Here is a 24,572-nt window from a genome sequence, read left to right as displayed (position 1 = left end):
GTAACCCTGGAGCCGGACGTGTTGTGGAAAACCAGGGCCTAGCTTCGACTGCATGATCTCCAGACGTCGCAGGGCTACTGTGGCCACTCTGCTCACCCTGGCCCTGTCCGCGCCCCTGTTGGGCGCCACATCGGCCGCCTCCGCCAACGCCGCGCAGGCCGCGCAGGCCGCGCCCCAAGTCCTGTACAGCAGCGGGTTGGAACTACCGTCCTCCACCGGTCCGTACCCCGTGGGCCGCCGCACCCTGCACCTGGTCGACCGGAACCGCACCGATCCATGGGTGCCGGCGGCCGGTAACCGGGAGCTGATGGTGACGGTGTCCTACCCGGCACGCTCGGCGAGTGGATTGCCGGCGGCATACATGACCGACGAGGAGGCGCAAGTCCTTCTGGAGGCGAGGGGACTCGGCGGTGTCGTGCCCTCCGAAACGGTTGCCGGGGCGCGTACCCACGCGTACGTGGGCACTCGCCCGGCGCCAGGGCGTTTCCCCCTGGTGCTGCTCTCCCCGGGCTTCTCGATGCCGCGCACCACACTGACCTCGCTCGCTGACGATCTCGCGAGTCGCGGCTACGTCGTCGCCTCGGTGGACCACGCGTACGAATCCGTCGGCACTGCATTCCCCGGGGGCCGGATGCTGACCTGTGTGGCCTGTGAACGGGTCGACACTCCAGAGGAGCAGGCGGCGGTCGTGCGCGGCCGGGCCACGGACATGTCCTTCGTGATCAGCGAGTTGACCAGCGGCCGACAGGCCGGGGTGCTGTCCCGTGTGATCGACCCGAGCAGGATCGGAATCGGCGGGCATTCGATCGGGGGTGCGACCGCGGTGGCAACCATGGCCGCCGACGGTCGTGTGCGGGCGGGGTTTGACCTGGACGGTGACTTCTTTCTGCACCCTGCTGCGGCAGGGCTCGGCGGGCGCCCGTTCATGATGCTCGGCGCCGAGTCCACCCACAGCCCCAACAGCCCGGCAACCGACTGGCCTGAGGCGTGGAAACACCTGAACGGCTGGAAACGCTGGCTGACCGTGGCCGGCGCCGAACACTTCTCCTTCACGGACCTGCCGTATCTGGCCGACCAGTTGGGCCTGTCGGACCCTGCCGTACCGCTGTCCGGAGAACGCGGGTGGCGCATCACCCGCGACTACGTGTCAGCCTTCTTCGACCTTCACCTGCGGGGCATATCGCAGCCGCTCCTCAATGGCCCCACGCCCACACATCCTGAGGTCGCATTCCAGCAGCCGTGACCTGGCGCCCGGTAACAGCCGCTACCCGGGCAGCGTTGAGGCCTGTCCCCTACTCGTCGCGGCGTTGCTCGGGGAGGTCCTCGACGAGCGCGGTGACTTCCTTGGCCGGCGACCCTGCCCGCCAGCCCGAACCGCTCGGAAAGCCATTCCTGGAGCAGGAGTTGCCCCGCCAGTCCATGCGGAGCCAGCCGCCGGTCGGTGCCGAACTGCTTCTGATACGGCATGTCCGGACCGGCTCCACGCATACGGTCGGCGAGACCTTCGACCTGGCACGCGAATGCGGGGGTGGCCTTCCCGGCATCGTGCGCGGCGGCAAGGAACACCATCAGCCGCCGCGCGTCGTCCGCCCCCTCCGGCAACCACGGCCTGCCACGACGGCCGGTACTGGAGGGCAGCAGAGGTCGGACGCGGTCCCACTGCCGGTCGGTCAGCCGGGCGTGACGAGGCATCAGGATCAGACCGCAGGGGTACTGCGCACCCGGTCGGCAGCCCGGCCGGGCTCAGTCGATCGTCTTGATCACCTGGGCGGGTACTCCCGCGACCACGGTGCCGGCGGGAACATCACGAGTGACCACCGCACCGGCAGCGACCACCGCACCGGCACCGATGGTCACCCCCTGCGTGATCACGGCAGCCGTTCCGATCCAGACATCGTCCTCGATGACGATCGGGGCGAAGGAGAGGTACTCGCGGCGCTCGGCCAGGGGCAGTGGATGGCCTCCGGTGATGAGGCTGACCTTTGGGGCGATCATGACGCCGTTGCCGATACGGATGCCTCCCTTGTCCATGAAGGTGCATCCCTGGTTGACGAAGACGTTCTCCCCGAATGCCGTGTTGAGCCCGTACTCGGTGAAGAACGGCGGGTAGATCGTCACCGACTCCGACAGCGGGCCACCGAACACAACAGAAAGTAGTTCCGCGCGACCTTCGCTGTCGCTGAACGGAAGCACGTTCAGTCGGGACGTCGCATCGGTCACCTCCACGATCCGCTCCGCATGACGCGCGAACTCAGGCGTCTGGACATACATGACCTGCTCTGTACGGGTAGACATGTGCTTATCCCACCACCGCGCAGAACACTCGATCAAACAACCCTGCACCCCGCCAGACACAACCAATGGTTGTCGAAGTAGGGTCGAAGCGTGGATGCTGAAGCGCTGCGGACGTTCGTGGCCGTCGCCGAGACCGGCCAGTTCCAGGCTGCTGCCGACAAGCTGGGAATCAGCCAGCAGGCGGTCTCCAAGCGGATCGCGGCCCTGGAGAGGCACATCGAGGTCACGCTCCTGGTGCGGACCTCCCGAGGCTCCCGGCCGAGCCTGGACGGGCAGGTCTTCCTGCCGCACGCCAAGAAGGTCCTGGCGGTCATCGAGCAGGCCGAACAGGCCGTGCGCCCCGGCAGCCGTCCCTTGCGCGTCGATGTCCTCAACCGGCGCATCTCCCCGGCCCAGGCCGTCTACCGGTTCTACCGCTCCCACCCCGAGACGGACCTGGACACGGTCACGCTGAGCAAGGAGAACGCCGCCCAGGCCGCCCAGGCGGTGCTCGAAGGGACCGTCGACGCGACTTTCCGTGCCCTGCCGGCAGACCAGGTCCCGGCCGGGATCAGCGCCGAACGACTCCTGGACGCACCCCTGGAGCTCCTGGTCGGACCCGGCCACCCGATGGCTGACGCGCCCCGGATCAGTCCTGCGGACCTGGCGGGCCACCGCATCTGGATCCCCGGGATCAGGCCGGGCACGGAGTGGGCGGCGTTCTACCAGGCGCTGTCCAGGGCCTTCGGCCTGAGCATCGACGCGCTCGGCCCCAACTTCGGTGACGAGGCCCTGATGGACGCGCTGGCCGACTCGGCCTCGCTGGCCACCCTCGTCGGCAGCGGGGACCGGTACCTGTGGCCCCAGACCCACGACCTACGCCGCATCCCATTGCACGACCCGACCCCGGTCTACCCGCACGTGCTGCTGTTCCGCAATGGAGACCAGCACCCCGTGCTGACCGCGCTACGCGACCATCTGCGCACCACAGGCCCGCTAACCCCGCCCGACGTGTGGGCGCCGGACTGGGCAGACCGCTGACCAGACGACCGAGCGGAACCATCGGAGCGCCTCGACCACCAAGGCCCACAAGGCCAGCCGGCGCCGACCGACCGTACGCCGCCGCCTACTTGGCCTTTCCGGCCGCCCTCCGCGAGACGCATCGGATGTTCTGGCTCGGTTCACGGGACTCAGAGCAAAAGGATCATCCATGGCCGGTGTTCGGCCCCGGCCACAGTGGCGGTCCCGCGCACGGACGATGAAAGCGCCACGTGTTCACCCGGAGAATCGTTCCTCACCGCCCATGTGACCTCCGCTGCTTCGCCGCGGTCCGCGACGGCGGCGCGCGACGGCGGCGTGCGGTCCGTCCGGCTGGTCCGGTACGTCAGCCGCTCAGTCGTCCTCTGCGGGCGGGGCCGTCCTCCGCGGACGGACGAGCCGGGAGGCTTTCCGCTCCGGCCTACTCCGTGGAGCACAGCGGACGGGCCTCCGGCACGAGCACGATGCTGTCGAGCGGTGGAGACGAGGAGCACAAAGAACCGCCCCCGACCTGTTTTCGCAGGTCGAGGGCGGTCCCCTAGAGCGGTAGCGGAGGGATTTGAACCCTCGGTGAGTTTCCCCACACTCGCTTTCGAGGCGAGCTCCTTCGGCCGCTCGGACACGCTACCGAGAGAGAGCTTAGCCCAAGGTGGGCCGTGCTCCGAAATCGGTATCCCGAGTGCCGCCCGAAGAGGCCCGACGGCTGGGCAGCGGCTGCCCGACGGCCCGTCAGCGGTCGCGGAAGAACGACGTCAGCAGGTCGGAGCAGTCCTCCGCGAGTACGCCGTGGATCACCTCGGGCCGATGGTTGAGCCGTCGGTCGCGTACGACGTCCCAGAGCGAGCCGGCGGCTCCCGCCTTCTCGTCGAGTGCGCCGAACACCACCCGGTCCAGCCGGGACTGGACGATCGCGCCCGCGCACATCGTGCACGGCTCCAGGGTCACCACCAGCGTGCAATCCGTCAGTCGCCAGGCTCCGAGCTTCCCGGCGGCCCTGCGGATCGCCAGGATCTCCGCATGTGCCGTCGGGTCGCCCGTGGCCTCGCGTTCGTTGTGGCCCGCGGCGAGCACCGTGCCGTCCGGGGACAGCACGACGGCGCCGACCGGCACATCACCGGACAGGGCAGCCCGTGCCGCCTCCTCCAGGGCAAGCCTCATGGCCGCCTGCCACGGTGCGCGTACCGGGTCGGGCGCGGGGTCGTGCCGGATCACTATCGGACGGTCTCCAGCACCTCGGCGGCTCCCAGAGCCTCCGCGATCTCGGCCATCGCGTCCGAATCCAGGGCCAGCAGATCGGCCTCGGACAGGCCGAGGTCGCTGAGAATCTCGCGGTCGCCGACGGCTCCCGCGGGCACGGTCTCCCCGTCCTTCACGGGGATGTCCTCTTCCTCCTCGTCGTTCTCGTCCGGTTCGCCGTCCTCCGTACCGTCGAGGTCCAGCGTGTCCAAGTCGTCGGCCGGGTCGTCTTCGTCCCTGCCGAGCAGTTCATCAATGAGGATCTCCCCGTACGAGGAGCGTGCGGCCGCGGCCGCGTCGGAGACGTAGATGCGAGGATCTTCCTCGCCCTCCACGCGGAGGATGCCGAACCAGGCATCCTCCTGCTCGATGAACACGAGCACCGTGTCCTCGTCCACCGAGGCTTCTCGGGCCAAGTCGGTCAGGTCCGACAAGGTCTCCACATCGTCGAGCTCTGTGTCGCTCGCTTCCCACCCGTCTTCGGTGCGCGCGAGCAGTGCGGCGAAGTACACCGTGACTCTCCCACTGGTCAGAGGTGTGACGATCCGGCGGTGCGCTGATCTGCCCCGCCCACTCGGAATCGTGGCAGAAACGAACGCATCGCGAGAGGTCTTCCACCGTTGCGTCGTCGGGCCATTTTATTAGGCCCCTGTTCGGCTCCGGGCGCCGGATGCCTTCCATGAGCATGCGGGATGGACATGACGTACGTCGCGCGCCGGGCGCGGCTACCGGCCGGTCACCACCGGAACGTACGCATCCGCATCTGCTGGCGCATCCGCGCGGCGCGGGCCTGCCGGGGTTTTACGCGCTCGCGCAGCGCCTTCGCCTCGTTCAGCTCCCGCAGGAACTGCGCGCGCCGCCGACGGCGCTCGGCCTCGCTCTCCCGGGCGTCCGCCGGGGTCTCCGCCCAGGCCTCGTCCGCTTCCCGGGCCTCGGCCTCCGCCGTCGCCTCGGCCTCGTCGGAACGCTGATCCCGGCCTTCCCGATCCTCGTCCGCCATGGCTGCGTCACCACCTCAGGCTGCGTACTCAGCTCCGCGGTGTACCGGGGCCGACCTTCTGACACCTTCCCTCACTGACCGGGGTTGATGCCGACCGGGCGGTGGCAGCGCGTACAGCCTTGGCCCCCGGTTACTGTGTCGCCATGCGGATTCATGTCGTCGACCACCCGCTGGTGGCGCACAAACTCACCACGCTGCGCGATCGGCGCACCGACTCCCCGACCTTCCGGCGCCTCGCCGACGAACTGGTCACCCTGCTCGCGTACGAGGCCACCCGGGACGTAAGGACGGAACAGGTCGACATCCAGACACCGGTGACCGGCACGACGGGCGTGAAGCTCTCGTACCCGCGCCCCCTGGTGGTCCCGATCCTCCGGGCCGGGCTCGGCATGCTCGACGGCATGGTGCGGCTGTTGCCGACCGCGGAGGTGGGCTTCCTCGGGATGATCCGCGACGAGGAGACCCTTCAGGCGTCCACCTACGCGAACCGCATGCCCGAGGACCTCTCGGGACGCCAGGTGTACGTGCTCGACCCCATGCTGGCGACCGGCGGCACGCTGGTCGCGGCGATCCGTGAGCTGATCAAGCGCGGCGCGGACGATGTGACCGCGGTCGTGCTGCTCGCGGCGCCCGAGGGCGTCGAGGTGATGGAGCGCGAGCTCGCGGGTACGCCGGTGACGGTCGTCACGGCGGCGGTGGACGAGCGCCTCAACGAGAACGGCTACATCGTCCCGGGCCTGGGCGACGCGGGCGACCGTATGTACGGGACGGCCGAGTAGGGCATCCGCCGGGGACCCGGATCGCATCGGGACCCGGTTCGTGTCGGGGACCCGGTTCGCGTCAGGGGCCTGGTCCGCGTCGGGGCCCGGTCCGCGTCGGGGCCCGGTCCGCGCGGCAGGCGAACCGGGCCCCGAAGGAAGGCGGCGTGACGGTCAGTTCTTCGGGGCCGCCCCCAGATCCCCGCAGGCGGGATCCGACGCGGCGCTCGACTGGGTGGCCAGGGCCTGATCGGCGTCCTTCTGGTCGGTCAGTGCCTCGAAGGCCGCGCCGAGGATCAGATCGACATCCGGTGTCTTACGGGAGTCGGTCTTCGACGTGGCCCCCTTCAGCTGGGCGCCCAGGACGGTGAAGAAACCGTCCTCGGGCCTCAGCGCGCCGAGCAGTATCCCGGTGCCGGGGACCTTCTTGTCGTACGCGGCGGGGGCGTTGCCCACCTTGCCGATGACGAAGCCGCGTTTCTTCAGCTCGTCGGCGGTGGTCTGGGCGAGTCCGCCTCGCGGGGTCGCGTTGTAGACGTTGACCGTGATCTGGCCGGGCTTGGGGAGCGCCTTGACGGGCTCGGACGAGTGCTTGCAGCCGGACTTCCCGGCGGCGGCGGCGCTTTTCGTGCCGCCCCCCGTGAAGACGTCGATGAGCTGCAGCGTTCCCCAGCCGGCCAGGCCGAGGGCAACGACGGATGCGACGGCCGCGAGCACGATCCTGCGACGATGACGGGGGCGGCGCATGCGCGGGTATTTGTTGCCCGTAATGCGGTACTTTCCGCCCATGCCGGGGGGAGTCAGCATGCTCATGGCCGCAGCGTAGTGTGCGCCGGTGGTGTTTCCTACTAAATGATCAACTGGTTGGGCGGTCCGGGTGGTGAAAGGCCCCGAAAGGCTCAGCGCCCGAAGAGCCGACCCCGCCGGAGCCCTCTCCGCCGGACCGTGTCCCTACGGATCCGGGCCCTGTCCATGCGGGTCCGGACCCCGTCCGCACCTATGGGCGCGATGTCGGTACCTACGGACACGATGTCCGCACCTATGGGCACGATGTCCGTACCTACGGGCACGATCAGCGCGGATCCAGCTCCAGCACGCGGGCGTGCAGCACCTGACGCTGCTGGAGCGCGGCGCGCACGGCGCGGTGCAGGCCGTCCTCCAGATAGAGATCGCCCTGCCACTTCACGACATGGGCGAAGAGGTCCCCATAGAAAGTCGAGTCCTCGGCGAGCAGCGTCTCCAGGTCCAATTGACCCTTCGTGGTCACGAGCTGATCGAGGCGGACCGGGCGCGGCGCGACATCCGCCCACTGCCGGGTGCTTTCCCGGCCGTGGTCGGGATACGGCCGCCCGTTACCGATGCGCTTGAAGATCACACGGAAAGCCTACCGGGCGACCGGCTCCGGGCGCAGCCATGGTGCCCGACTTCAAAGGTCACATTCAGTGGCAAAGGGGGCGTGAAGCGTGAGTGGAACCAACCCCTCCGGTGCCCGCGCCCCCCGGGAGCGCGGCCGTCGGCGGCCGAGGCACGCCGCCGATTCGCTCGAAAGGGGTCCGGTGAGGCGGGCGACAGCGACTCACTCCGCCAGACGGACGGCGTCAGACGGGCGGGGTCCCCGGCGGGGACTGCGGGCGCGGGTTCGGCGGCGGATGCGGGCCCGGATCGGGGGGTAATTTGGGGCCGCCCGGTTTCGCGTGCTTTCCATTGCTCGTTCGTGCTCTGCGGTTCGAGAGCCCGAAGATTCCGAACGGCGGAAAGATATCCACGCGCCTCGGGAAATTCGCCTCGGCACACCCGAGGCACAGCAGGTCCATACAGCCGTCCTGAGTGGTGCGTGCCGCCTCCACGCTGTTTATCCAGCAGGATTCGCAGTACCAGCAGTCCGTCTTTGAGAGCAGCACGGTGGTCAAGGTTGCCCTGGGCATCACGTCACCTTTCCATGCGCCGTGTTCTGATGCCCTCCGAGGGATACTCGATAATAAACCGGCTCGTGCAATTCACCTGCTTCGGCGGGTAGTTGTTCCGCCCGGCGGCGCCGGAGCATAGTCGTGCCGAGGACCACGGCCTCCAATTCAGGGGGACGGTGTGTCATTGAGTTCGATTCCTCGCGCATTGTCGTCCTCGGGGCGATGCAACTACGTTGCACAGGACAAGGGTTGCGTTGCACAGGGCGGGCGCACAACGTCGCCCGCGTTCCAGTCGAGATCTGTCACATGACATGAGGGGAGCGGCCATGGGCCGACGCAACGCAGGGGGCGGGGAGAAAGGCGCCAGCACGGCCGATGTCTTCGGCGAAGTTCTGAAGCACTGCCGTGAGTCCATAGGTGTTACGCAAATAGCACTGGCTGGCGAAGTCCCCTGCGATCGCTCCTACGTTGCCCGTGTGGAAGCCGGAACACGTGTTCCTGACGAGAAATTCGCTGAGACGTGCGACATCGTGTTGCGTACCGGCGGCATCCTGCAGAAGCTCTGGCACAAGATCGACTGGTATCCGGAAGTGGACCATCCGGACTGGTTCAAGCGCCGTGCCGCCATGGACGCGGAGGCGACGGCGCTCCGTGAGTACCAGACCCAGATGATGCCGGGGCTGCTCCAGACCGAGGACTACGCCCGCGCGTTGCTCTCGCGCCGGGCCGGCGGGGACGAGCTGGAGAGGCGCGTACGCGCGCGGCTCAGCAGACAGCACAGGTTTCTCTCTCCCGAGGGGCCGCTTCTGCTCATGGTCCTGGATGAGAGCTGCATCCGGAACACGGTCGGCAGCGCGGCCGTCATGCGGGATCAGTGCGCACATCTGCTGCGCGTGGGAAAGCAGCCGAACATCCGTGTCCAAGTCGCCCCGGCGGGTGTCCCGGGTATTTGGCGTCCCAATACGTCCATGTCTCTGATCACCCTCTCGGATGGCCATGTCTGGGTGTACTCGGAATCGCTTGACCGCGGGCACTTCAGCGACGATCCGGAAGTTACCGGCCGTCATGCACAGACCTATGCTGTTCTGAGGGCGGATGCGCTGTCCGCCTCCGAGTCTGCCGCGTTGCTCAATGACGCGATGGAAGGGTACGGCCACCATGATGAATCGCGATTTCAGAGCGACAACGTGGGTAAAGAGCAGTTACAGCGGCGACAACAGCGGAAACTGCGTGGAAATAGGCACCGGTATCCCGGGCATTATCCCCGTACGTGACAGCAAGAATACCGAAGGCCCGGTCCTTGTGTTCAGCAGAGCTGTTTTCTCCACCTTCGTTTCCGGCGCCAGAACCGCCGCGCACCCCATCGCCTGAACGCAATGGGGTGCGCGCCGTGCTGTCGGTCTCTCCGTTACGCCGTGCTGTCGGGCCTCTCCTTTACGCGGTGGGCGTGTGGCCGCGGGAGTGCGAAACGGTTTCGGTCTCGCCGCGCTTGAGCGGGATCGGCGCCGCTTCGGCCGTGGCCGCCGGCTTGGTCACCGAACTCAGATCGTGAGCGTAGGTGCCCACGGCGTTGGCGATCACATCGATGTTAATGCCGAACGCCTTCATATTGATGTTCGAGAGGTCGTCGCAGGCCGAGTGGTAGCACCTGTCGTACGCGATACCGGCCTGGCCGCCGTACTTGGTCGCCTGTGCCTCGGACTTGATGCCCTCGGCGCCGGTGAAGGTGCCGCCGGACGGGATGCCCGCGTCGATGAACGGCCCGTAGTCGGAGCGGCCGTCGAAGTCCGTGCCCTCGTGCGGAATCCCCTTGCTGTCGAGGAAGTCGGTGATGCCCTTCTCCAACTGGGCGGAGCCCTCGGGCCCGGGGCCCGCGCCCACGCCGTCCGAGTCGTCGCCGTCGTACACGAACTGAGCGAAGTTCGGCGAGGCGATCATGTCGAAGTTGAGGTAGAGCGCGATGTCCGCGCGCTGTGCGGCGGTGAGGCCGTTGACATACGCCTCGGCGCCGAGCAGGCCCAGTTCCTCCGCCGACCACCAGGCGAAGCGCACCTTGTTGGCCGGCTTGTCATGCGTCTTGGCGAGCTTGAGGGCGACCTCCAACAGCCCGGCGGAACCGGAGCCGTTGTCGTTGATGCCGGGGCCCTCGGTGACGGAGTCCAGGTGGGAGCCGAGCATCACGGTCCGGTCCGCCCTGCCGCCCTTGGTCTCGGCGACCACATTGCGGGTGGTGCGCTTCTCCTGGAGCTGGCGGATGTCCAGGGAGACCTTCACCGCGCCCTTGGCGGCCTCGGCGGCGAGGGCCTGGCCCTCGGCCCGCGTGATGCCGCCCGTGGGGATCTTCCCGGCGTCCGGGCCGCCGAGCGTTCCGCTGAGCGCGCCCTCGGTGTTGTTGTAGATGATCGCGGCGACCGCGCCTGCCGCCGCCGCCTCCTTCTGCTTCGTCGCGAAGTCGCAGCCGCCGCGCTGGATCAGCGCGATCTTGCCGGTGAAGGCGCCGACGGCGTAGTCGGCCGGCTCGCAGCCCGTGGTCGCGTCGACCGGCACGGCGGCGAGGTCGGCCGCGATGCCGCCCTCCTTGGTGGACGTCGTGTAGGACATGGCGGTGATCGCGATGTCGCGCGGCGTCGGAGCGGTGACCCTGAGCTTCTCGGCGAGCGTCTCGATATAGGTGATGTCGAACGTGTGGTACGAGACCTGGTAACCGGCCTTCTTCAGCTGGCTGTACACATACGCCGCGGAGGCGTCGTGGCCGAGCGTGCCGGCCGCCCTGTTGCCGTTGGCCGAGTCCGCGATGGCCTGGAACTTCTCCAGATGCCGGTAGGCGTCGCCGGCCGATGCCTCGCGCACCAGCTTCCTGGAGAGCTTCGCCGCGTCCTTGGCGGCGTCCTTGGCCGGGTCGTGGGAGCGCGCGGAGGCGGACGAGGCGGAGAGCAGCAGAGGGGCGGCGAGCGCGGTGGTGGCCGCGACTGCCAGGAGTCTGCGGGAAGTTGCGTTCACAGGGGCTGGGATCCTTCCGATGCGAACAAATGTGAGGGAAAGCTAGCCAGCGCCGCGCCACGTGGGAACACTTGTGTCATAGCTCGTGGTGCGTATCGGCGGAACAGCCGCGGATCGGGCCCGGTTCGCGCCCGGTTCGTGCTCGGATCGGGCCTGGTCCGCGCCTGGATCGGGTGCGGGCCGGTCCTGATCCGTCGGCGATCAGTCGGTCCTGGGCGCCGGCGTCGTCTTCGCCGCCTTCGCCGCGCGCTTCGCCTCCTGCTTGAACGCCCGTACCTTGGCCAGCGATTCGGGTCCGGTGATGTCCGCCGCCGAGCGGTACGACCCCGCGTCCCCGTACGCGCCCGCGGCCTCGCGCCAGCCCTTGGGCTGTACGCCGTACTGCTTGCCCAGCAGCGCCAGGAAGATCTGGGACTTCTGTGTGCCGAAGCCGGGCAGTGCGTTCAGCCGGTCCCGTACCTCCGCGCCGGTGGCGATGTCACGCCAGATCCCGGTGGGATCGCCGTCGTAGTGCTCGACGAGGTACTGACAGAGCTGCTGGACGCGTCTGGCCATCGACCCCGGATAGCGGTGCACGGCGGGCTTGTCCGAGAGCAGGGCGACGAATGCCTCGGGGTCGTACGCGGCGATCTCGCGGGCGTCGAGGTCGTCGTGTCCCATGCGCATGGCGATGGTGTACGGGCCGGAGAACGCCCACTCCATCGGGACCTGTTGGTCAAGCAGCATGCCGACGAGCGCGGCCAGCGGGCTGCGGCCGAGCAGCTCGTCGGCCTCGGGCTGTTGGGCGAGCCGGATTGTGGTGCTCATTCGGCGATGATCCCCCGGGCCGCGCGGTGACGTGCGTACGCCACGCGCTCGCCATATGTTCATATGACTAATTTGTGGTCCGGATGGCGGAGTCGGGCGAGGGGTAGATCACGCTCCAGGGAGAAAACACCGGAACCGTCGGGAAAGGCCGCTCGCCCGTGACACAGCCGTTTGAATTGCCGGATTTCTATATGGCATATCCGGCCCGACTCAATCCGCGTCTGGAGGAGGCCAGGGCGCATTCCAAGCGGTGGGCCAGGGGCATGGGCATGCTGGAGGGTTCGGGTGTCTGGGAGGAGCGGGACCTCGATTCCCATGACTACGCCCTGCTCTGCTCGTACACGCACCCGGACTGCGACGGTCCGGCGTTGTCGCTGGTCACGGAGTGGTATGTGTGGGTGTTCTTCTTCGACGACCACTTCCTGGAGGTCTACAAGCGGCCTCAGGACCGGGAGGGCGGCAAGGCGTATCTCGAACGGCTGGCCGCTTTCATGCCGATGGATCTCGCCGACGGATTCCCGGAGCCGACCAATCCGGTCGAGGCGGGGCTGGCGGATCTGTGGGCCCGTACGGTCCCGAGCATGTCCATGGCGTGGCGGCAGCGGTTCGCGGAGTCCACGGAGAATCTCCTCAACGAGTCCGACTGGGAGCTCGCGAACATCAACGCGCACCGGATCGCGAATCCGGTCGAGTACATCGAGATGCGCCGCAAGGTCGGCGGAGCGCCCTGGTCCGCGGGGCTCGTCGAGTACGCGGCGAGCGCCGAAGTGCCCGCGGAGATCGCCGGCTCACGCCCGCTGCGGGTGCTGAAGGACACGTTCTCGGACGCCGTCCATCTGCGCAACGACCTGTTCTCGTACCAGCGGGAGATCGAGGAGGAGGGTGAGCTGAGCAACGGCGTGCTCGTCCTGGAGACCTTCCTCGGCTGTACGACACAGGAGGCGGCGGACGCCGTCAACGATCTGCTCACCTCCCGCGTCCAGCAGTTCGAGAACACCGCGCTGACCGAACTGGGGCCGCTGTTCGCCGAGAAGGGCCTGGATCCGCGGGCGTGCGCCGACACCCTCGCCTATGTGAAGGGGCTCCAGGACTGGCAGTCGGGCGGCCATGAGTGGCATATGCGCTCCAGCCGGTATATGAATGGCGCCGGTTCCGGTACCGCTGTCGGTCCCGGCGCGGGCGGCGGGGCCCTCGGCGGGGCGGGTGGTGCGCCGGGCGGGACGGGCGTGTCGTTCTCGATGGTGCCGGTCGGTCTCGGTACGGCCGCCGCCGATATCGCGAAGACGATCGGCGTGGGTGCGCCGGCGCGGGCGCGCAGGCACGGCCATATCCCGTTCCAGCGGGTCGGCCCCTCCGTGCTGCCGGAGTTCCGGATGCCGTTCGGGCTGTCGCTGAGTCCGCATCTGAACCACTCGCGGGAGCACACCGTCGAGTGGGCCGAGCGGATGGGCATCCTGAGGGCGCAGCCCGGCATCCCCGGGTCCGATGTCTGGGACGAGCGGCGGCTGCGCCGTATCGATCTGCCGCTCTGCGCGGCCGGTATCCAACCGGACGCCACGGCGGAGGAGCTCGATCTCACCTCGGACTGGCTGACGTGGGGGACGTACGGCGACGACTACTACCCGGTGGTCTACGGAAGCGCGCGCGATATGGCGGGCGCGAAGGCGTGCAATGACCGGCTGGCGCGGTTCATGCCGGTCGAGGGCATGGCGATGCCGGTGCCGCTGACCGGGCTGGAACGGGGGCTGGCCGACCTGTGGATCCGTACGGCGGGCCTGATGGACCTGGACGCGCGCCGCGCCTTCCGTAAGTCGGTCGTGGACATGACCGACAGCTGGCTCTGGGAGCTGGCCAATCAAGCGCAGAACCGTATCCCCGACCCCGTCGACTACATCGAGATGCGCCGGAGGACCTTCGGCTCGGACATGACGATGAGCCTGTCCCGGCTGAGCCACGGCCGGGTGGTGCCGCCCGCGATCTACCGGTCGGGCCCGATGAGGTCCATGGAGAACGCGGCGCAGGACTACGCGACGCTGCTGAACGACGTCTTCTCGTACCAGAAGGAGATCGAGTTCGAGGGCGAGACGCACAACGGTGTGCTTGTCGTGCAGAACTTCTTCGACTGCGACTATCCGACCGCCCTCGCCATCATCGACGACCTGATGAACTCGCGGATGAGCCAGTTCCAGCATGCCGTCGCCCATGAACTGCCCGTGCTGTGCGACGACTTCGCCCTCGACGCGGACGCGCGCCGGGCGCTCGACGGCTATGTGAGGGAGCTGGAGAACTGGCTGTCCGGGATTCTCAACTGGCACCACGGCTGTAAGCGGTACAAGGAGGCCGAACTACTGGAAGACCGGGCCGGTATCACTCGCCGGCTGCCGCCCGTTCCGAGCGGACTCGGCACCTCCGCGGCACGGATTCACCTACCTGGGTGGGAACGAGCACGATCTTTGCCCCAAATGGCGCAGTAACTCGCTTACGGGCGCGCCCGTTTGTCATCCGGTCGATGTGATCGTTTACCGGATGGGGGCCGTGGGTGGCGAGCGGAAGCGCACTGTACGGGCGCGAGGAGGCGCGAGACCCGCGCGCGAGGGGGCGCGAAGAGAGTCGAGAGGAGAGCCGGGAGGGGCCCGGGCCACGGACGGCGGTGCTGGAGGCCGTCGCCGGGTGGGTCCCGGGGGAGCCGGTCCCCAATGGGGCGTTGCCCGCTGAGTGGGGGGTGGATGACGCCTGGATCCGTACGCGCACGGGCATCGCCGGCCGCCATCGGGCGGCTCCGGGGATGTCCACGGGCGACATCGCGTATGAGGCGGCGAGACTGCTGGTCGCCGATCCGGTGCGGACGGGTTCCGCGGAGGCGGGCTCAGCGGAGGCGGGTTCCGCACGGGCGGTGGACGCCGTGGTGCTCGCCACGGCGACGCCGGACCATCTGATTCCGGGGACCGCGCCGGCGCTGGCGGCGCGCCTGGGGTTGGGCACGGTACCCGCGTTCGATATCGGCGCGGTGTGCAGCGGCTTTGTCTACGGCCTCGCCGTCTGCCATGGACTCGTGGTGTCGGGGATCCACGAGCGGGTGCTCCTGGTCGGCGCCGATGTGTACTCGACATGGCTGGACCCCCGGGACCGCTCATCGGGCGTGGTGTTCGGCGACGGCGCCGGAGCCGCGCTGATCGGCGCGGGCAGGGCCGGGGACCCGGGCGAGCTGATCGCCTTCGATCTGGGCAGTGACGGGACGGGATACGACCTGATCACCGTGGCAGGCGGCGGGGCGCGGTCGAGGTCGGTGGCGGAACCGTCCGCCGAGGGCGACGAGTTCTTCCGGATGCGGGGGCGGGCGGTCTATCAGCACGCGGTCGAGCGGATGACCGGTTCGTGCCGCTCCCTGCTGCGCACCGTGGGCTGGGACGCCGCCGACGTCGACCATTTCGTACCGCACCAGGCCAACGCCCGGATTCTGCGGGCCGTCGCGGAACGGGTGGGGATCGGCGCGCGGCGCTGTGTCACGCATCTCGACCGGGTGGGCAATACCGGCGCGGCCTCCATCCCCCTCGCCCTCGCGGACGCGGACGCGCGGGGACGTTTCCGCACGGGCGACCGCATGCTGCTGACCGCTTTCGGCGGCGGCCTCACCTGGGGAACGGTGGCGCTGCGCTGGCCCGCGACGACCGCGCCCGCGACGACTTCGCCTGAGACGACGACGGCCGAGACGACTGCGCCAGAGACGACGACGGCCGAGACGACTGCGTCCGGGGCCGTACGGCCCGACAGCTCACGGGCCACGGCCCTCGACGGAAGGAACGGATCATGACGCCGACGGCCGAGCAGGGGCACGGGCAGGGGACCGCGCAGAGGACGGGGCAGGCGACGGGACAGGGGACGGGGCAGGCGATGGGGCAGGGGACGGGACAAAGGAGCGGACAGCGGAGCGGGACTGTCGCGGTGACCGGGCTCGGGGTGGTCACTCCCGCCGGTCATGATGAACGGTCCTTCTGGGAGGGGCTGTGCGCGGGACGGTCGCTGGCCAGACGGCGCCCAGAACTGGCCGGTATGCCGGTCGACTTCGCCTGTGCGGTCGAGGGCATCGATCTCGACGCGGTGATCGGCGGGCGGTCGGTCTGGCGGATGGCACGGTTCGTGAAGCTGGCGCTGATCGCGGCCCGGCAGGCCGTGGCGGACGCCGGACTCGACCCTCTGAGCTGGGACAGCGGCCGGGTGGGCGTGGTGCTCGGCGTGGGCGTCGGGGGTGTCTCCCTGCTCGTCGACAACGCGCTGAAGCTCCAGGCGGACGGCCCGCAGGCGGTCTCCCCCGTACTGGTGCCGATGATGATCCCCAACGCGGCGGCGGGAGAGGTCGCCATCGCGCTCAAGGCCCGGGGGCCGAGCCTGGCCCCGGCGACCGCCTGCGCCTCGGGGGCCACCGCGATCGCCGTGGCCCGCGATCTGCTGATGAGCGGGCAGTGCGATGTGGTGGTGGCCGGGGGCGCCGAGTCCGTACTGACCCCGCTGGTGGTGACGGCCTTCGCGCGGATGGGCGCGCTGTCGACGCGTACCGGTGACCCGGGTGAGGCGTCGCGTCCGTTCGCTGCTGACCGGGACGGCTTCGTCATTGGTGAGGGCGCCGCCATGGTCGTCCTGGAACGGGAGGCGGACGCGCGAGCCCGCGGTCGGGCGCCGCGCGCGCTGCTGGCAGGCGCGGGCGCCAGTACGGACGCGCACCACCCCACGGCGCCCGCGCCGGACGGCCGGTGGGCCCAGGCGGCGGTGGAGGAGGCGCTGAGGGACGCGGGCTGGAGCCCGTACGACATCGAGCATGTCAACGCGCACGGCACGTCGACACCGCTCAACGACGCGATGGAGGCGACACTGATCGACCGGGTCTACCCGCACCGGCCGTCGGTCACGGCGCCGAAGGGGGTGGTCGGGCACACGCTGGCGGCGGCGGGGGCGATCGAGGCGGTGGCGACGGTGCTGACCCTCGAACATGGCGTGATTCCGCCGATCGCCAACGTGGACGCGCCCGCTGTCGAGTTCGACCTCGACTGTGTGACCAAGGAACCCCGGCGGCAGTGGGTGGAGACGGCGGTCAGCCACTCTTTCGGGTTCGGCGGGCACAACGTGGCGCTGGCGTTTCGGCGGGCCTGACGACAGGTCACATCAGGGAGCTGATCGTACGAATGTCCCATGGTTCTGCGGGTGGGAGAGTCGTTTCTTCGCCATTGATTGATCGTTATACCGGCGTGAGTATAAATATCAATACCGTTGCCATGAACTCGGCGAATCAGAGGGGCTCATTGGACCGGACGGACCTGGATCCGACCGGCCCATTCGTCCCGATGGAGTCGTTCATCAGGACCGAGCCGTTTGTCCCGGCGGACTCATTGGATCCTACGGACTCATCGGGCCCGACGACGGATCCCACGACGGATCCCACGGCGGATCCCACGGCGGATCCCACGGCGGGTCCCACGGCGGATCCGACAGTGGATCCGGCAGTGGATCCGCTGACGCGCGTGCTCTTCGGCGAGGACTTCGACCGGGAGCACGCGCCGTGGCGTCGACTCGCCGCCGCGGCGCCGTTCCGCCGCCGGCCCGGTGCCTCGTCCGGGGAACGGCTGGCGATGGCGTACGAACGGCTGCGTACCGTCAATGACACGCTCGACAGCCCGGCGGAGCTGGTTGCCGACGCGCGCGGGCTCGCCGCCCTGCACGAGTGGCTGGGCCCGGTCGATCCGGCCTTCACGACGGTCGCGGGCATTCACTACAACCTGTTCCTCGGCAGTCTTCTCGACCACGCGGAGAGGGAGAAGGGCGCGGCGCGCGGCACGGCGCGGGACGTGGCGGGCTCGGCGGACGTGGCCGACTTCCTCGCGCTGCGCCGGGTGGGCACCTTCCTCTGCACGGAGGTGGCGCACGGAAACGACGCGGTCGCCGTGGAGACGACGGCGGCCTACGACCGGGAGCGGGACGGTTTCGTCCTGCGCACGCCGCATGCCGGGGCGCAGAAGTTCATGCCCAACACCAGCCCGGTGGGCGGCCCCAAGTCCGGTGTGGTGGCGGCGCGGCTGCTCGTGGACGGGACCGATCACGGCGTTTTCCTGTTCCTGACGCCGCTGACCGATGCCGCCGGGACGCTCCCCGGTGTCCGGGTGCGCAGGCTGCCCGCCCGGTTGGGCAGCCCGGTGGACCACTGTCTGACCTCGTTCGACCGGGTGTTCGTGGGGCGCGACGCGCTGCTGGGCGGTGCGCAGGGGCGGATCGGGGACGACGGGGTGTTCCGGAGCGAGCAGAGCAATCGCCGACGGCGTTTCCTGACGTCGATCGGCCGGGTCACGGCGGGCAAGCTCTCGATGAGCGCGTGCGCGGTCGGCTCGGCGCGGGTCACGCTGGCGCTCGCCGTTCGGTACGGCGGGCACCGGCGGATCTCCGGTTCCAGAGGAGGGCAACGGGTACCGGTGTTCGCGCACCGCAGCCACCACGGTCCCCTGGTCGGAGCCCTGGCCACGGTCTTCGCGATGACCTTGCTGCACCGTACGGTGCTGGACGCCTGGGAGTCGCGTACCGAAGCGGACACCGACGAGGCCGAGCGACTGGTGGCCGTCGCCAAGGGCTGGATCAGCTGGCGGGCGCGCGAGGTCATCGTGGAGTCGCGGGAACGGTGCGGTGCGCAGGCGCTGCTGGAGAACAACGGCATGACCGAACTGCTGGCGGGTATCGAGGGCGTCATCACGGCGGAGGGCGACAATCTCGCGATTTACGCGAAGGCGGCGGCCGAGATGCTGTTCTCGGCGGCTCCGGAACCCGAACCCGAACCGGAGCCGGGCGTCGGTTCGGAGCCGGGCGTCGGATCGTACGGTCCCTCGCACCGTGAGCTGACCGACCCGCTGTTCCTGGACGGACTCCTCGTCGCCGTCGAGGCCGTGTGGCTGGAGCGGGCCCGCCGCCGGATGAGCCAGCTGCCGCACGGCGATTCGCTGGCACGGTGGAACGCGGCGTCCGGTGCCGCGCTGCGCGCCGTGGAGGCGTACGCGTACCGGCGGGCTTCGGAGGCGTACGCGGTGGCGATGGCGGGACTGGAGCCCGGCCCGTCGCCCTCGCCCGGCTCGTCGTCGGCGAGTGACCTGCTGGGTTCGCTGCGCCGGCTCTTCGCGCTCCAGTGGATCGACCGGAACAGCGGCGATCTGCTGGCCGCAGGCCGGCTGACCCCCCGTCATCTCGACGAACTGCCCGAGGCCGTCGAACAGCTCATCTCGCGGCTGGCCGGCCACGCCCCCGCTCTCGTGGAGTCCTTCGCGCTGCCGACGGAGATGTTCGCGGACTGGCCCATCTCCGGGGCCGGTTACGTGGACGCCTACGACGACGCGGAGGGCGCGTGGCACACCGTACTCGCCGTACCCGCCGCACCCGCTTGAAACCACCGACCCCTTCAACCGACCCAACCCCTGGAAAGGACAACCCATGAGCGAGATCCACCCGAAGATCTCCGAGGTGCTGACGGCGACGTTCAAGGTGCCCGCCGCGGAGATCATCCCCGAGGCCACCATGGACAGCCTGGAGATGGACTCCCTCGCCGTCGCCGAGTTCGCCGTCATCATCAAGGAGACTCTGGGGATCGACGCCGACTCGGACTCACTGCTCAAGGGCGCCACGCTGGCGGAGATCACCGCGTTCCTCGACGGAGCGCGTACGGCGCGTACGGCACGGACGGCGCACACCGCGCACGCGGCGCCCTCAGCGCACGCCCTCCGGGCGGTTCACGCGGCGGGCACGATGAGCGGCGTCAGCGAGACGAACGAGGCCGCGGTGGGCGTCGGCCGATGACCGGACCCGCCATCGCCATCACCGGTCTGGGGATGATCACACCGGCCGGGAACGACACCGACTCCACCTGGCACGGCGTGTGCGCGGGAGTCTCCCCGGCGCATCGGGTGCCCGAACTGAGCGGCTGCGCGGTCGACTTCGCCTGCACGGTCGAGGGCATCGATCTCGACGCCGCGATCGGCGGGCGTACGGCCTTCCGGATGGGCCGGTACGTGAAGTTCGCACTCCTCGCCGCGCGCGAGGCGGTCGCGGACGCCGGACTCGACCCGACGAGCTGGGACGGCACCCGGGTCGCCGTCGTGGTCGGGACCAGCAGCGGGGGTTCGGCCAGCCTGACGGAACAGTCCGTCGCGCTCGACAGACGCGGGCCCGAGGCGACCTCCCCGTCCGGCATCCTGCTCACGATCCCCAACATGCCGGCCGCCGAGATCGCCATCAAGATGCGCGCCACCGGGCCCAGCATGGCGCCGTGCACGGCGTGTTCCTCGGGGGTCACGGCGCTGTCCGTGGCGCGGGACCTGCTCTCCACCGGGCAGTGCGACATCGCCGTGGCGGGGGCGACGGAGTCCATCGTCTTCCCGGTCGCCATGACCGGGTTCGTGCGCTCGGGAGCCGCCGCCATGGCGGATCCCGGCGACGACCCGGCGCTGCTGTGCCGGCCCTTCGCCTCGGACCGCGCGGGGCTGGTCCTGGGGGAGGGCGCGGCGATCATGGTGCTGGAGCGCGAGCAGGACGCGCGGGCGCGCGGCGCGAAGCCACGCGCGCTGCTGGCGGGCGCCGGTGCCACGACGGACGCGCATCACCCGACGAGCCCGCATCCCTCGGGCGCCGTCGCCCAGCGCGCGGTGGAGGTGGCGCTGCGCGACGCCGGCTGGCAGTCGGGTGATGTCGAACATGTCAACGCGCACGGCACCTCGACACCGCTCAACGACGCCACCGAGGCGGCGCTGATCAGCAGGGTCTATCCGCACCGTCCACCGGTCACGGCGCCCAAGGGCGTGCTCGGGCACTGTATGGGGGCGGCGGGCGCGATCGAGGCGGGCCTGACCGTCCTGACGCTCCAGCACGGCGTCGTACCGCCGATCGCCAACCTGGACGCGCCGGCCGTCGAGTTCGACATCGACTGCGTGACCAAGCAGCCGCTGCACCAGCGGATCGACCGCGCGGTCAGCCACTCGTTCGGCTTCGGCGGGCACAACGCGGTGCTGGCGCTGCGACGGGCCTGAGTCACGCCGCCGCACGCACTGCCTGCCGCACGCACTGCGTACGTACTGGCTGCCGCACGTACTGGCTGCCGTATGCACTGCGTACGCACTGCACTGCGTACGCACTGCCGTACGTACTGCCGCACACACCGCGTCAGTGCGCGCGACGCGTCGGCGCACACAATGCGCCGACGTACGGAATGCCGTCCTCCAGCCACGCGCCGGGGGGCGGCCTCCCCTCACTCTCTCCGGAGGCCCCACGATGAGCAGGCGTCCGCCGCTCCGAGGACGTACCGCCGTCATCACCGGCGCCGCGCGCGGTGTCGGCGAACAGCTCGCCCGGTCCCTCTCCGAGCGGGGCGCCCGGCTGGCGCTCGTCGGCCTGGAGAAATCCGAACTCGCCCGTGTCACCGAGTCATTGACCGGCGAGGCGGACCACTGGCACGCGGATGTCACTGACGCGGCGGCCATGCTGCGTACGGCACGGCTCGTGGAGGAGCGCTTCGGCACGGTCGATGTCGTCGTCGCCAACGCGGGGGTCGCGGCGGGCGGGCTCTTCCGTCACTCCGAGCCCGACGCGTGGCGCCGCGTCATCGAGGTCAACCTGATCGGCAGCGCGAATACCGCCCGCGCCTTCCTCCCCGCCCTGCTGGACTCCCGGGGCTACTACCTCCAGATCGCCTCGCTCGCGGCCCTCGCCCCCGCGCCGATGATGACGGCCTACTGCGCTTCGAAGGCCGGGGTGGAGTCCTTCGCGCACACTCTCCGTATGGAGGTGGCGCACCACGGAGTGGAGATCGGCGTCGGCTATCTCACCTGGACCGACACCGACATGGTCCGCAGCGCCGAGCAGGATGTCACGCTCCGCGAGCTGCGCTCCCGTATGCGCTGGCCCGCCAACCGCACCTACCCGCTGGCCCCGGCCGTGGACCGCCTCACCGCCGGCATCGAACGCCGCGCCCGCCATGTCTACGCCCAGCCCTGGCTCCGCGCGGCCCAGCTCGTACGGGCGGCCCTCCCGCCCGCCGCGGCGCGCCGGGCCCGCCGTGCCCTGCCCGCCCTGGAACCTGCCTCGGCCGGGACCCCCACCACGCTTCTGGGCGCGGGCGGAGCCGCGAACGGGGTGGACGGGGTGGGCGAGGTGGGCGAAGCGGACGGGGTGGACGAGGTGGGCGACTCCGCCGACCCGCGGTAGTTCGGCCTGGTGGGAGGCCCGGCTCCGGCTCGCGCCGACGACGCGATGTTCGTGATGCACCTCTCGTGCGGCATGCATAGTCTGAGGTCCCAGAAGGCCCCCAGAAGGCCCCTTCAGGATCACAGGCCGATCCGGGCGCATCCGGGCTCATCCGGCGGAAGCCGCGTGGCGGAAATATGATGAAGGTGAGGCTTGAGAGAGAGGCCCTCTGCACTCCGTTGCGAGGAACAACTCACAGCGGTCCACCAACGGACGTACCTCGGAGCGGTGCATGACCCGGCGTCGTCCCAGCCGATCGGCGAGCGCCGACGACTTGCTGACCACACTCGGTCGGCTCACCGCCCAGGCACGGCGGCGGGTGGAGCTTCAGCACGCCCGGGTGGAGCTGGCGGAGGCCCTTCAGCGTGCGATGCTCCCGCCTTTCCTGCCCGCCGTACCGGGGCTGCGGACGGCTGCCAGCTACGCGCCGGCGCGGGACGGTCTGGACATCGGGGGCGACTGGTACGACGGTTTCGTGCTGCCCGACGGAGCGCTCGCGTTCTGCGTCGGCGATGTCCAGGGGCACGATGTCGAGGCGGCCGTGATCATGGGGCAGGTACGGATCGGGCTGCGGGCGGTCGCGGCGGCGGCGGGCGATCCCGGCCAGGTGCTGAGCAGGGCCAACGATCTGATGCTGTCGGTCGGCTCCAGCCTCTTCGCGACCTGTACGTTCCTCCGCTTCGACCCGGTCACCCGCGTGCTGGAGAGCGCCCGCGCCGGTCATGTGGCCTCGGTGTGGGCCGCGGCGGACGGCAGCTCGGGTGTCGACGAGGACCCGGGCGGTCTGCCGCTGGGCATCCTGCCGGGGGAGATATACCCGGTGATCCGCCGTCGGCTGACGGACACGGGGGCGTTCGTACTGGTCACGGACGGTGTGGTGGAGGGCCCCTCGTTCTCGGTCGAGGACGGCCTCGGGCGGGTGGCCCAGCTGACCGCCGAGGCGGTGCTGGCCGCCGAGGACGCCCGGGTCGGTGCGGACCCCAGCGAGCTGGCCACCGAGGTGCTGAAGGTGGCCGAGCTGACCGGTCACGCGGACGACGCCGCCGTGCTCGTCCTCTGCCATGACTCCGTACCGGAGGGGTTCATCGGCGCGCGCGGCGAGTGCCGCTGACCTGACGCGGGGGCGCTTCCCGGGCCGCTGTCCGCACGTACGGTCCGGGGTGACGCCAGCCCTCCGGCAGTGCGTGTCACGGCGTACCCGGGCGGCGGGCGTTGTCTGATGGCTGATGTGGTGCGTACCGAGGAAGTCCGACGTCTGTCCATGGCCGCTGTCCGGATCCTCGGCGTCGCCGCCGCCTACGCCGGGGCCGCGCAGCTCGGGCTGCTGAAGCAGCTGCTGATCTCGGGCGCGGTCGTGACGCCTCTCTGGCCGTCTTCGGGCATCGCGGTGGCCGCGCTCCTCTTCCTGGGCATCGGGGTCTGGCCGGGGATCTCGCTCGGCGCCCTCATCACCATCCTGACCCTCGGTCCCGTCCATCTCTTCGACATCGGGGTCATCGCGGCGAGCACCCTCGGCCCGGTCTGCGCCTTTCTGATGCTCCGGCGCGTGGGGTTCCGTACGCGGCTGGACCGGCTGCGCGACGGGGTCGCCCTGGTGTTCCTCGGGGCACTGGCCGGGATGCTGATCAGCGCGACGCTGGGCGTGTGGATGCTGCTGCTCGGCGGCAAGCTGCGCCCCGAGGGATTCTGGCCGGCCTGGACGGCGTGGTGGGTGGGCGACGCCATGGGGGTGCTGGTGGTCACGCCGATGCTGCTCATGCTCCGCTGGGCCCGGCTTCCCCGGACCGGGGACTTCCGGCGCTGGCCCGAGGCGCTGGCGCTGCTGATCACCGCTGCCCTCGTGACGCCGCTGGCCACCATGAGCAGCCTCTCCGTGCTCTTCCTCGTCTTCCCGGTGCTCATCTGGGCCGCGCTGCGCTTCCAGCTCCCGGCGAGCGCGCCGTACGCGCTGTGCGTGTCCGTACTGGCGATCGCGGAGGCGACCGACCGCGTCGGGGCCTTCGAACACCACACCCTTGTCGAGCGCCTGGTCAGCCTCCAGGCCCTCAACGGGTCCGTCGCCCTGACCTCGCTGCTGCTGGCGGCGATTGTCACGGAGCAGCGGAACGTCCGGCTGAAGATCGAGCAGGCGTGCGTGGATCTCGCCGAACTGGTGGCGCACCTCAGCCCGGCGGAGCCGGGGAAGCAGCGGGAGCCGGATCGCGGGGAGCAGCCCGGGGGCGGCTGACCCCCGTCGGCCCCGGGCCCCGCGATCGCATGCGGCCCCGCGTCCCCCGTCCGAGGAACCCGACG

Annotated in this window: 23 protein-coding genes, 1 tRNA gene and 1 pseudogene; 14 read left to right on the top strand and 11 right to left on the bottom strand. The window is 69.9% G+C overall.

Translation table 11 applies throughout. The annotated features are described in order from the left end of the window. Positions 1–52 precede the first annotated feature (52 nt). A complete protein-coding gene (locus tag ABTZ59_RS08185; RefSeq protein WP_351392553.1) occupies positions 53–1,243 on the top strand; it encodes an alpha/beta hydrolase family protein in 1,191 nt (396 codons plus the stop codon). On the opposite strand, the gene ABTZ59_RS37340 is transcribed toward ABTZ59_RS08185, so the two are convergent. Both ABTZ59_RS37340 and ABTZ59_RS08175 read right to left on the bottom strand, forming a co-directional pair. Further along, positions 1,165–1,692, bottom strand: a complete 528-nt coding sequence (locus ABTZ59_RS37340) for an HD domain-containing protein (protein WP_503002349.1) — start codon at positions 1,690–1,692, stop codon at positions 1,165–1,167. The two genes, ABTZ59_RS08185 and ABTZ59_RS37340, sit on opposite strands and share 79 nt — an antisense overlap. 51 nt (positions 1,693–1,743) lie before the next feature. Further along, positions 1,744–2,271: a DapH/DapD/GlmU-related protein gene (locus ABTZ59_RS08175; protein ID WP_351392929.1), complete on the bottom strand. Its 528-nt coding sequence runs from the start codon at positions 2,269–2,271 to the stop codon at positions 1,744–1,746. Between the two features lie 114 nt (positions 2,272–2,385). Between ABTZ59_RS08175 and ABTZ59_RS08170 the strand changes: the two genes are divergently transcribed. Next, positions 2,386–3,315 carry a LysR family transcriptional regulator gene (locus ABTZ59_RS08170; protein WP_351392550.1) on the top strand — a complete coding sequence of 310 codons (930 nt, stop codon included), beginning with the start codon at positions 2,386–2,388 and terminating at the stop codon, positions 3,313–3,315. A 541-nt stretch (positions 3,316–3,856) separates the two neighbouring features. On the opposite strand, the gene ABTZ59_RS08165 is transcribed toward ABTZ59_RS08170, so the two are convergent. The 4 genes from ABTZ59_RS08165 to ABTZ59_RS08150 form a co-directional block, all read right to left on the bottom strand. Continuing rightward, a tRNA-Ser gene (locus ABTZ59_RS08165) sits at positions 3,857–3,941 on the bottom strand. Positions 3,942–4,041: 100 nt separating this feature from the next. Beyond that, complete coding sequence (gene tadA / locus ABTZ59_RS08160) at positions 4,042–4,470, bottom strand: tRNA adenosine(34) deaminase TadA (RefSeq protein ID WP_351392926.1); 429 nt, start codon at positions 4,468–4,470, stop codon at positions 4,042–4,044. 53 nt (positions 4,471–4,523) lie between these two features. Next, the gene (locus ABTZ59_RS08155; RefSeq protein WP_351392548.1) at positions 4,524–5,060 is read right to left on the bottom strand and encodes a tRNA adenosine deaminase-associated protein; all 537 of its coding nucleotides are present in this window, start codon (positions 5,058–5,060) and stop codon (positions 4,524–4,526) included. A gap of 224 nt (positions 5,061–5,284) precedes the next feature. After that, complete coding sequence (locus ABTZ59_RS08150) at positions 5,285–5,548, bottom strand: hypothetical protein (RefSeq protein ID WP_351392545.1); 264 nt, start codon at positions 5,546–5,548, stop codon at positions 5,285–5,287. Positions 5,549–5,691: 143 nt separating this feature from the next. Here ABTZ59_RS08150 and upp point away from each other — a divergent pair, with 143 nt between their 5' ends. Further along, on the top strand, positions 5,692–6,327 hold the full coding sequence (gene upp / locus ABTZ59_RS08145) for a uracil phosphoribosyltransferase (protein ID WP_030349959.1): 636 nt from the start codon (positions 5,692–5,694) through the stop codon (positions 6,325–6,327). A gap of 153 nt (positions 6,328–6,480) precedes the next feature. Here upp and ABTZ59_RS08140 read toward each other — a convergent pair whose 3' ends face one another. Continuing rightward, positions 6,481–7,119 (bottom strand): LytR C-terminal domain-containing protein, encoded by a 639-nt coding sequence (locus ABTZ59_RS08140; protein WP_351392542.1) that lies wholly within the window; start codon positions 7,117–7,119, stop codon positions 6,481–6,483. Positions 7,120–7,378: 259 nt separating this feature from the next. After that, entirely contained in the window at positions 7,379–7,681 is a 303-nt protein-coding gene (locus tag ABTZ59_RS08135) for a type II toxin-antitoxin system VapB family antitoxin (RefSeq protein ID WP_249951605.1), read from the bottom strand. Between the two features lie 858 nt (positions 7,682–8,539). Here ABTZ59_RS08135 and ABTZ59_RS08125 point away from each other — a divergent pair. Next, a complete protein-coding gene (locus ABTZ59_RS08125; RefSeq protein ID WP_351392536.1) occupies positions 8,540–9,487 on the top strand; it encodes a helix-turn-helix domain-containing protein in 948 nt (315 codons plus the stop codon). Further along, entirely contained in the window at positions 9,444–9,584 is a 141-nt protein-coding gene (locus ABTZ59_RS08120; protein WP_249951608.1) for a DUF397 domain-containing protein, read from the top strand. Before ABTZ59_RS08125 ends, ABTZ59_RS08120 begins: the two co-directional genes overlap by 44 nt. Positions 9,585–9,647: 63 nt before the next feature. Here ABTZ59_RS08120 and ABTZ59_RS08115 read toward each other — a convergent pair whose 3' ends face one another. Together ABTZ59_RS08115 and ABTZ59_RS08110 are read right to left on the bottom strand one after the other, a co-directional pair. Next, positions 9,648–11,213: a M28 family metallopeptidase gene (locus ABTZ59_RS08115; RefSeq protein WP_351392534.1), complete on the bottom strand. Its 1,566-nt coding sequence runs from the start codon at positions 11,211–11,213 to the stop codon at positions 9,648–9,650. A 201-nt stretch (positions 11,214–11,414) separates the two neighbouring features. Continuing rightward, the gene (locus tag ABTZ59_RS08110) at positions 11,415–12,020 is read right to left on the bottom strand and encodes an HhH-GPD-type base excision DNA repair protein (protein WP_351392531.1); all 606 of its coding nucleotides are present in this window, start codon (positions 12,018–12,020) and stop codon (positions 11,415–11,417) included. Positions 12,021–12,178: 158 nt separating this feature from the next. Between ABTZ59_RS08110 and ABTZ59_RS08105 the strand changes: the two genes are divergently transcribed. The 3 genes from ABTZ59_RS08105 (at position 12,179) to ABTZ59_RS08095 (ending at position 17,165) form a co-directional block, all read left to right on the top strand. Beyond that, positions 12,179–14,494 (top strand): family 2 encapsulin nanocompartment cargo protein terpene cyclase, encoded by a 2,316-nt coding sequence (locus ABTZ59_RS08105; protein WP_351392528.1) that lies wholly within the window; start codon positions 12,179–12,181, stop codon positions 14,492–14,494. A gap of 176 nt (positions 14,495–14,670) precedes the next feature. After that, positions 14,671–15,831, top strand: a complete 1,161-nt coding sequence (locus ABTZ59_RS08100) for a beta-ketoacyl-ACP synthase 3 (RefSeq protein ID WP_351392525.1) — start codon at positions 14,671–14,673, stop codon at positions 15,829–15,831. 80 nt (positions 15,832–15,911) lie between these two features. Further along, positions 15,912–17,165, top strand: coding sequence for a beta-ketoacyl-[acyl-carrier-protein] synthase family protein (locus ABTZ59_RS08095; protein ID WP_351392922.1), 1,254 nt, complete (start codon positions 15,912–15,914; stop codon positions 17,163–17,165). 136 nt (positions 17,166–17,301) lie between these two features. Here the strand turns inward: ABTZ59_RS08095 and ABTZ59_RS08090 are convergent, their stop codons facing one another. After that, on the bottom strand, positions 17,302–17,478 hold the full coding sequence (locus tag ABTZ59_RS08090; RefSeq protein WP_351392523.1) for a hypothetical protein: 177 nt from the start codon (positions 17,476–17,478) through the stop codon (positions 17,302–17,304). A gap of 37 nt (positions 17,479–17,515) precedes the next feature. Here ABTZ59_RS08090 and ABTZ59_RS08085 point away from each other — a divergent pair, with 37 nt between their 5' ends. The 6 genes and pseudogenes from ABTZ59_RS08085 (at position 17,516) to ABTZ59_RS08060 (ending at position 24,507) form a co-directional block, all read left to right on the top strand. After that, positions 17,516–19,432, top strand: a complete 1,917-nt coding sequence (locus ABTZ59_RS08085; protein WP_351392520.1) for an acyl-CoA dehydrogenase family protein — start codon at positions 17,516–17,518, stop codon at positions 19,430–19,432. 46 nt (positions 19,433–19,478) lie between these two features. Then, positions 19,479–19,703, top strand: a pseudogene (locus ABTZ59_RS08080) (acyl carrier protein); the annotation flags it as partial. A 134-nt stretch (positions 19,704–19,837) separates the two neighbouring features. Continuing rightward, positions 19,838–21,067, top strand: a complete 1,230-nt coding sequence (locus ABTZ59_RS08075) for a beta-ketoacyl-[acyl-carrier-protein] synthase family protein (RefSeq protein WP_351392517.1) — start codon at positions 19,838–19,840, stop codon at positions 21,065–21,067. 241 nt (positions 21,068–21,308) lie between these two features. After that, positions 21,309–22,241 (top strand): SDR family oxidoreductase, encoded by a 933-nt coding sequence (locus ABTZ59_RS08070; RefSeq protein ID WP_351392514.1) that lies wholly within the window; start codon positions 21,309–21,311, stop codon positions 22,239–22,241. 271 nt (positions 22,242–22,512) lie between these two features. Continuing rightward, positions 22,513–23,391 (top strand): PP2C family protein-serine/threonine phosphatase, encoded by an 879-nt coding sequence (locus tag ABTZ59_RS08065; RefSeq protein ID WP_351392511.1) that lies wholly within the window; start codon positions 22,513–22,515, stop codon positions 23,389–23,391. Positions 23,392–23,508: 117 nt separating this feature from the next. After that, positions 23,509–24,507 carry an MASE1 domain-containing protein gene (locus ABTZ59_RS08060; RefSeq protein WP_503002416.1) on the top strand — a complete coding sequence of 333 codons (999 nt, stop codon included), beginning with the start codon at positions 23,509–23,511 and terminating at the stop codon, positions 24,505–24,507. Positions 24,508–24,572: the final 65 nt, after the last annotated feature.

Origin of the sequence: Streptomyces sp. NPDC094034, from assembly GCF_040303865.1 — a bacterium.
GTDB lineage: Bacteria > Actinomycetota > Actinomycetes > Streptomycetales > Streptomycetaceae > Streptomyces.
The sequence above is the reverse complement of the archived record's forward strand: the minus strand, read 5'-3'. Positions and strand labels throughout refer to the sequence as shown.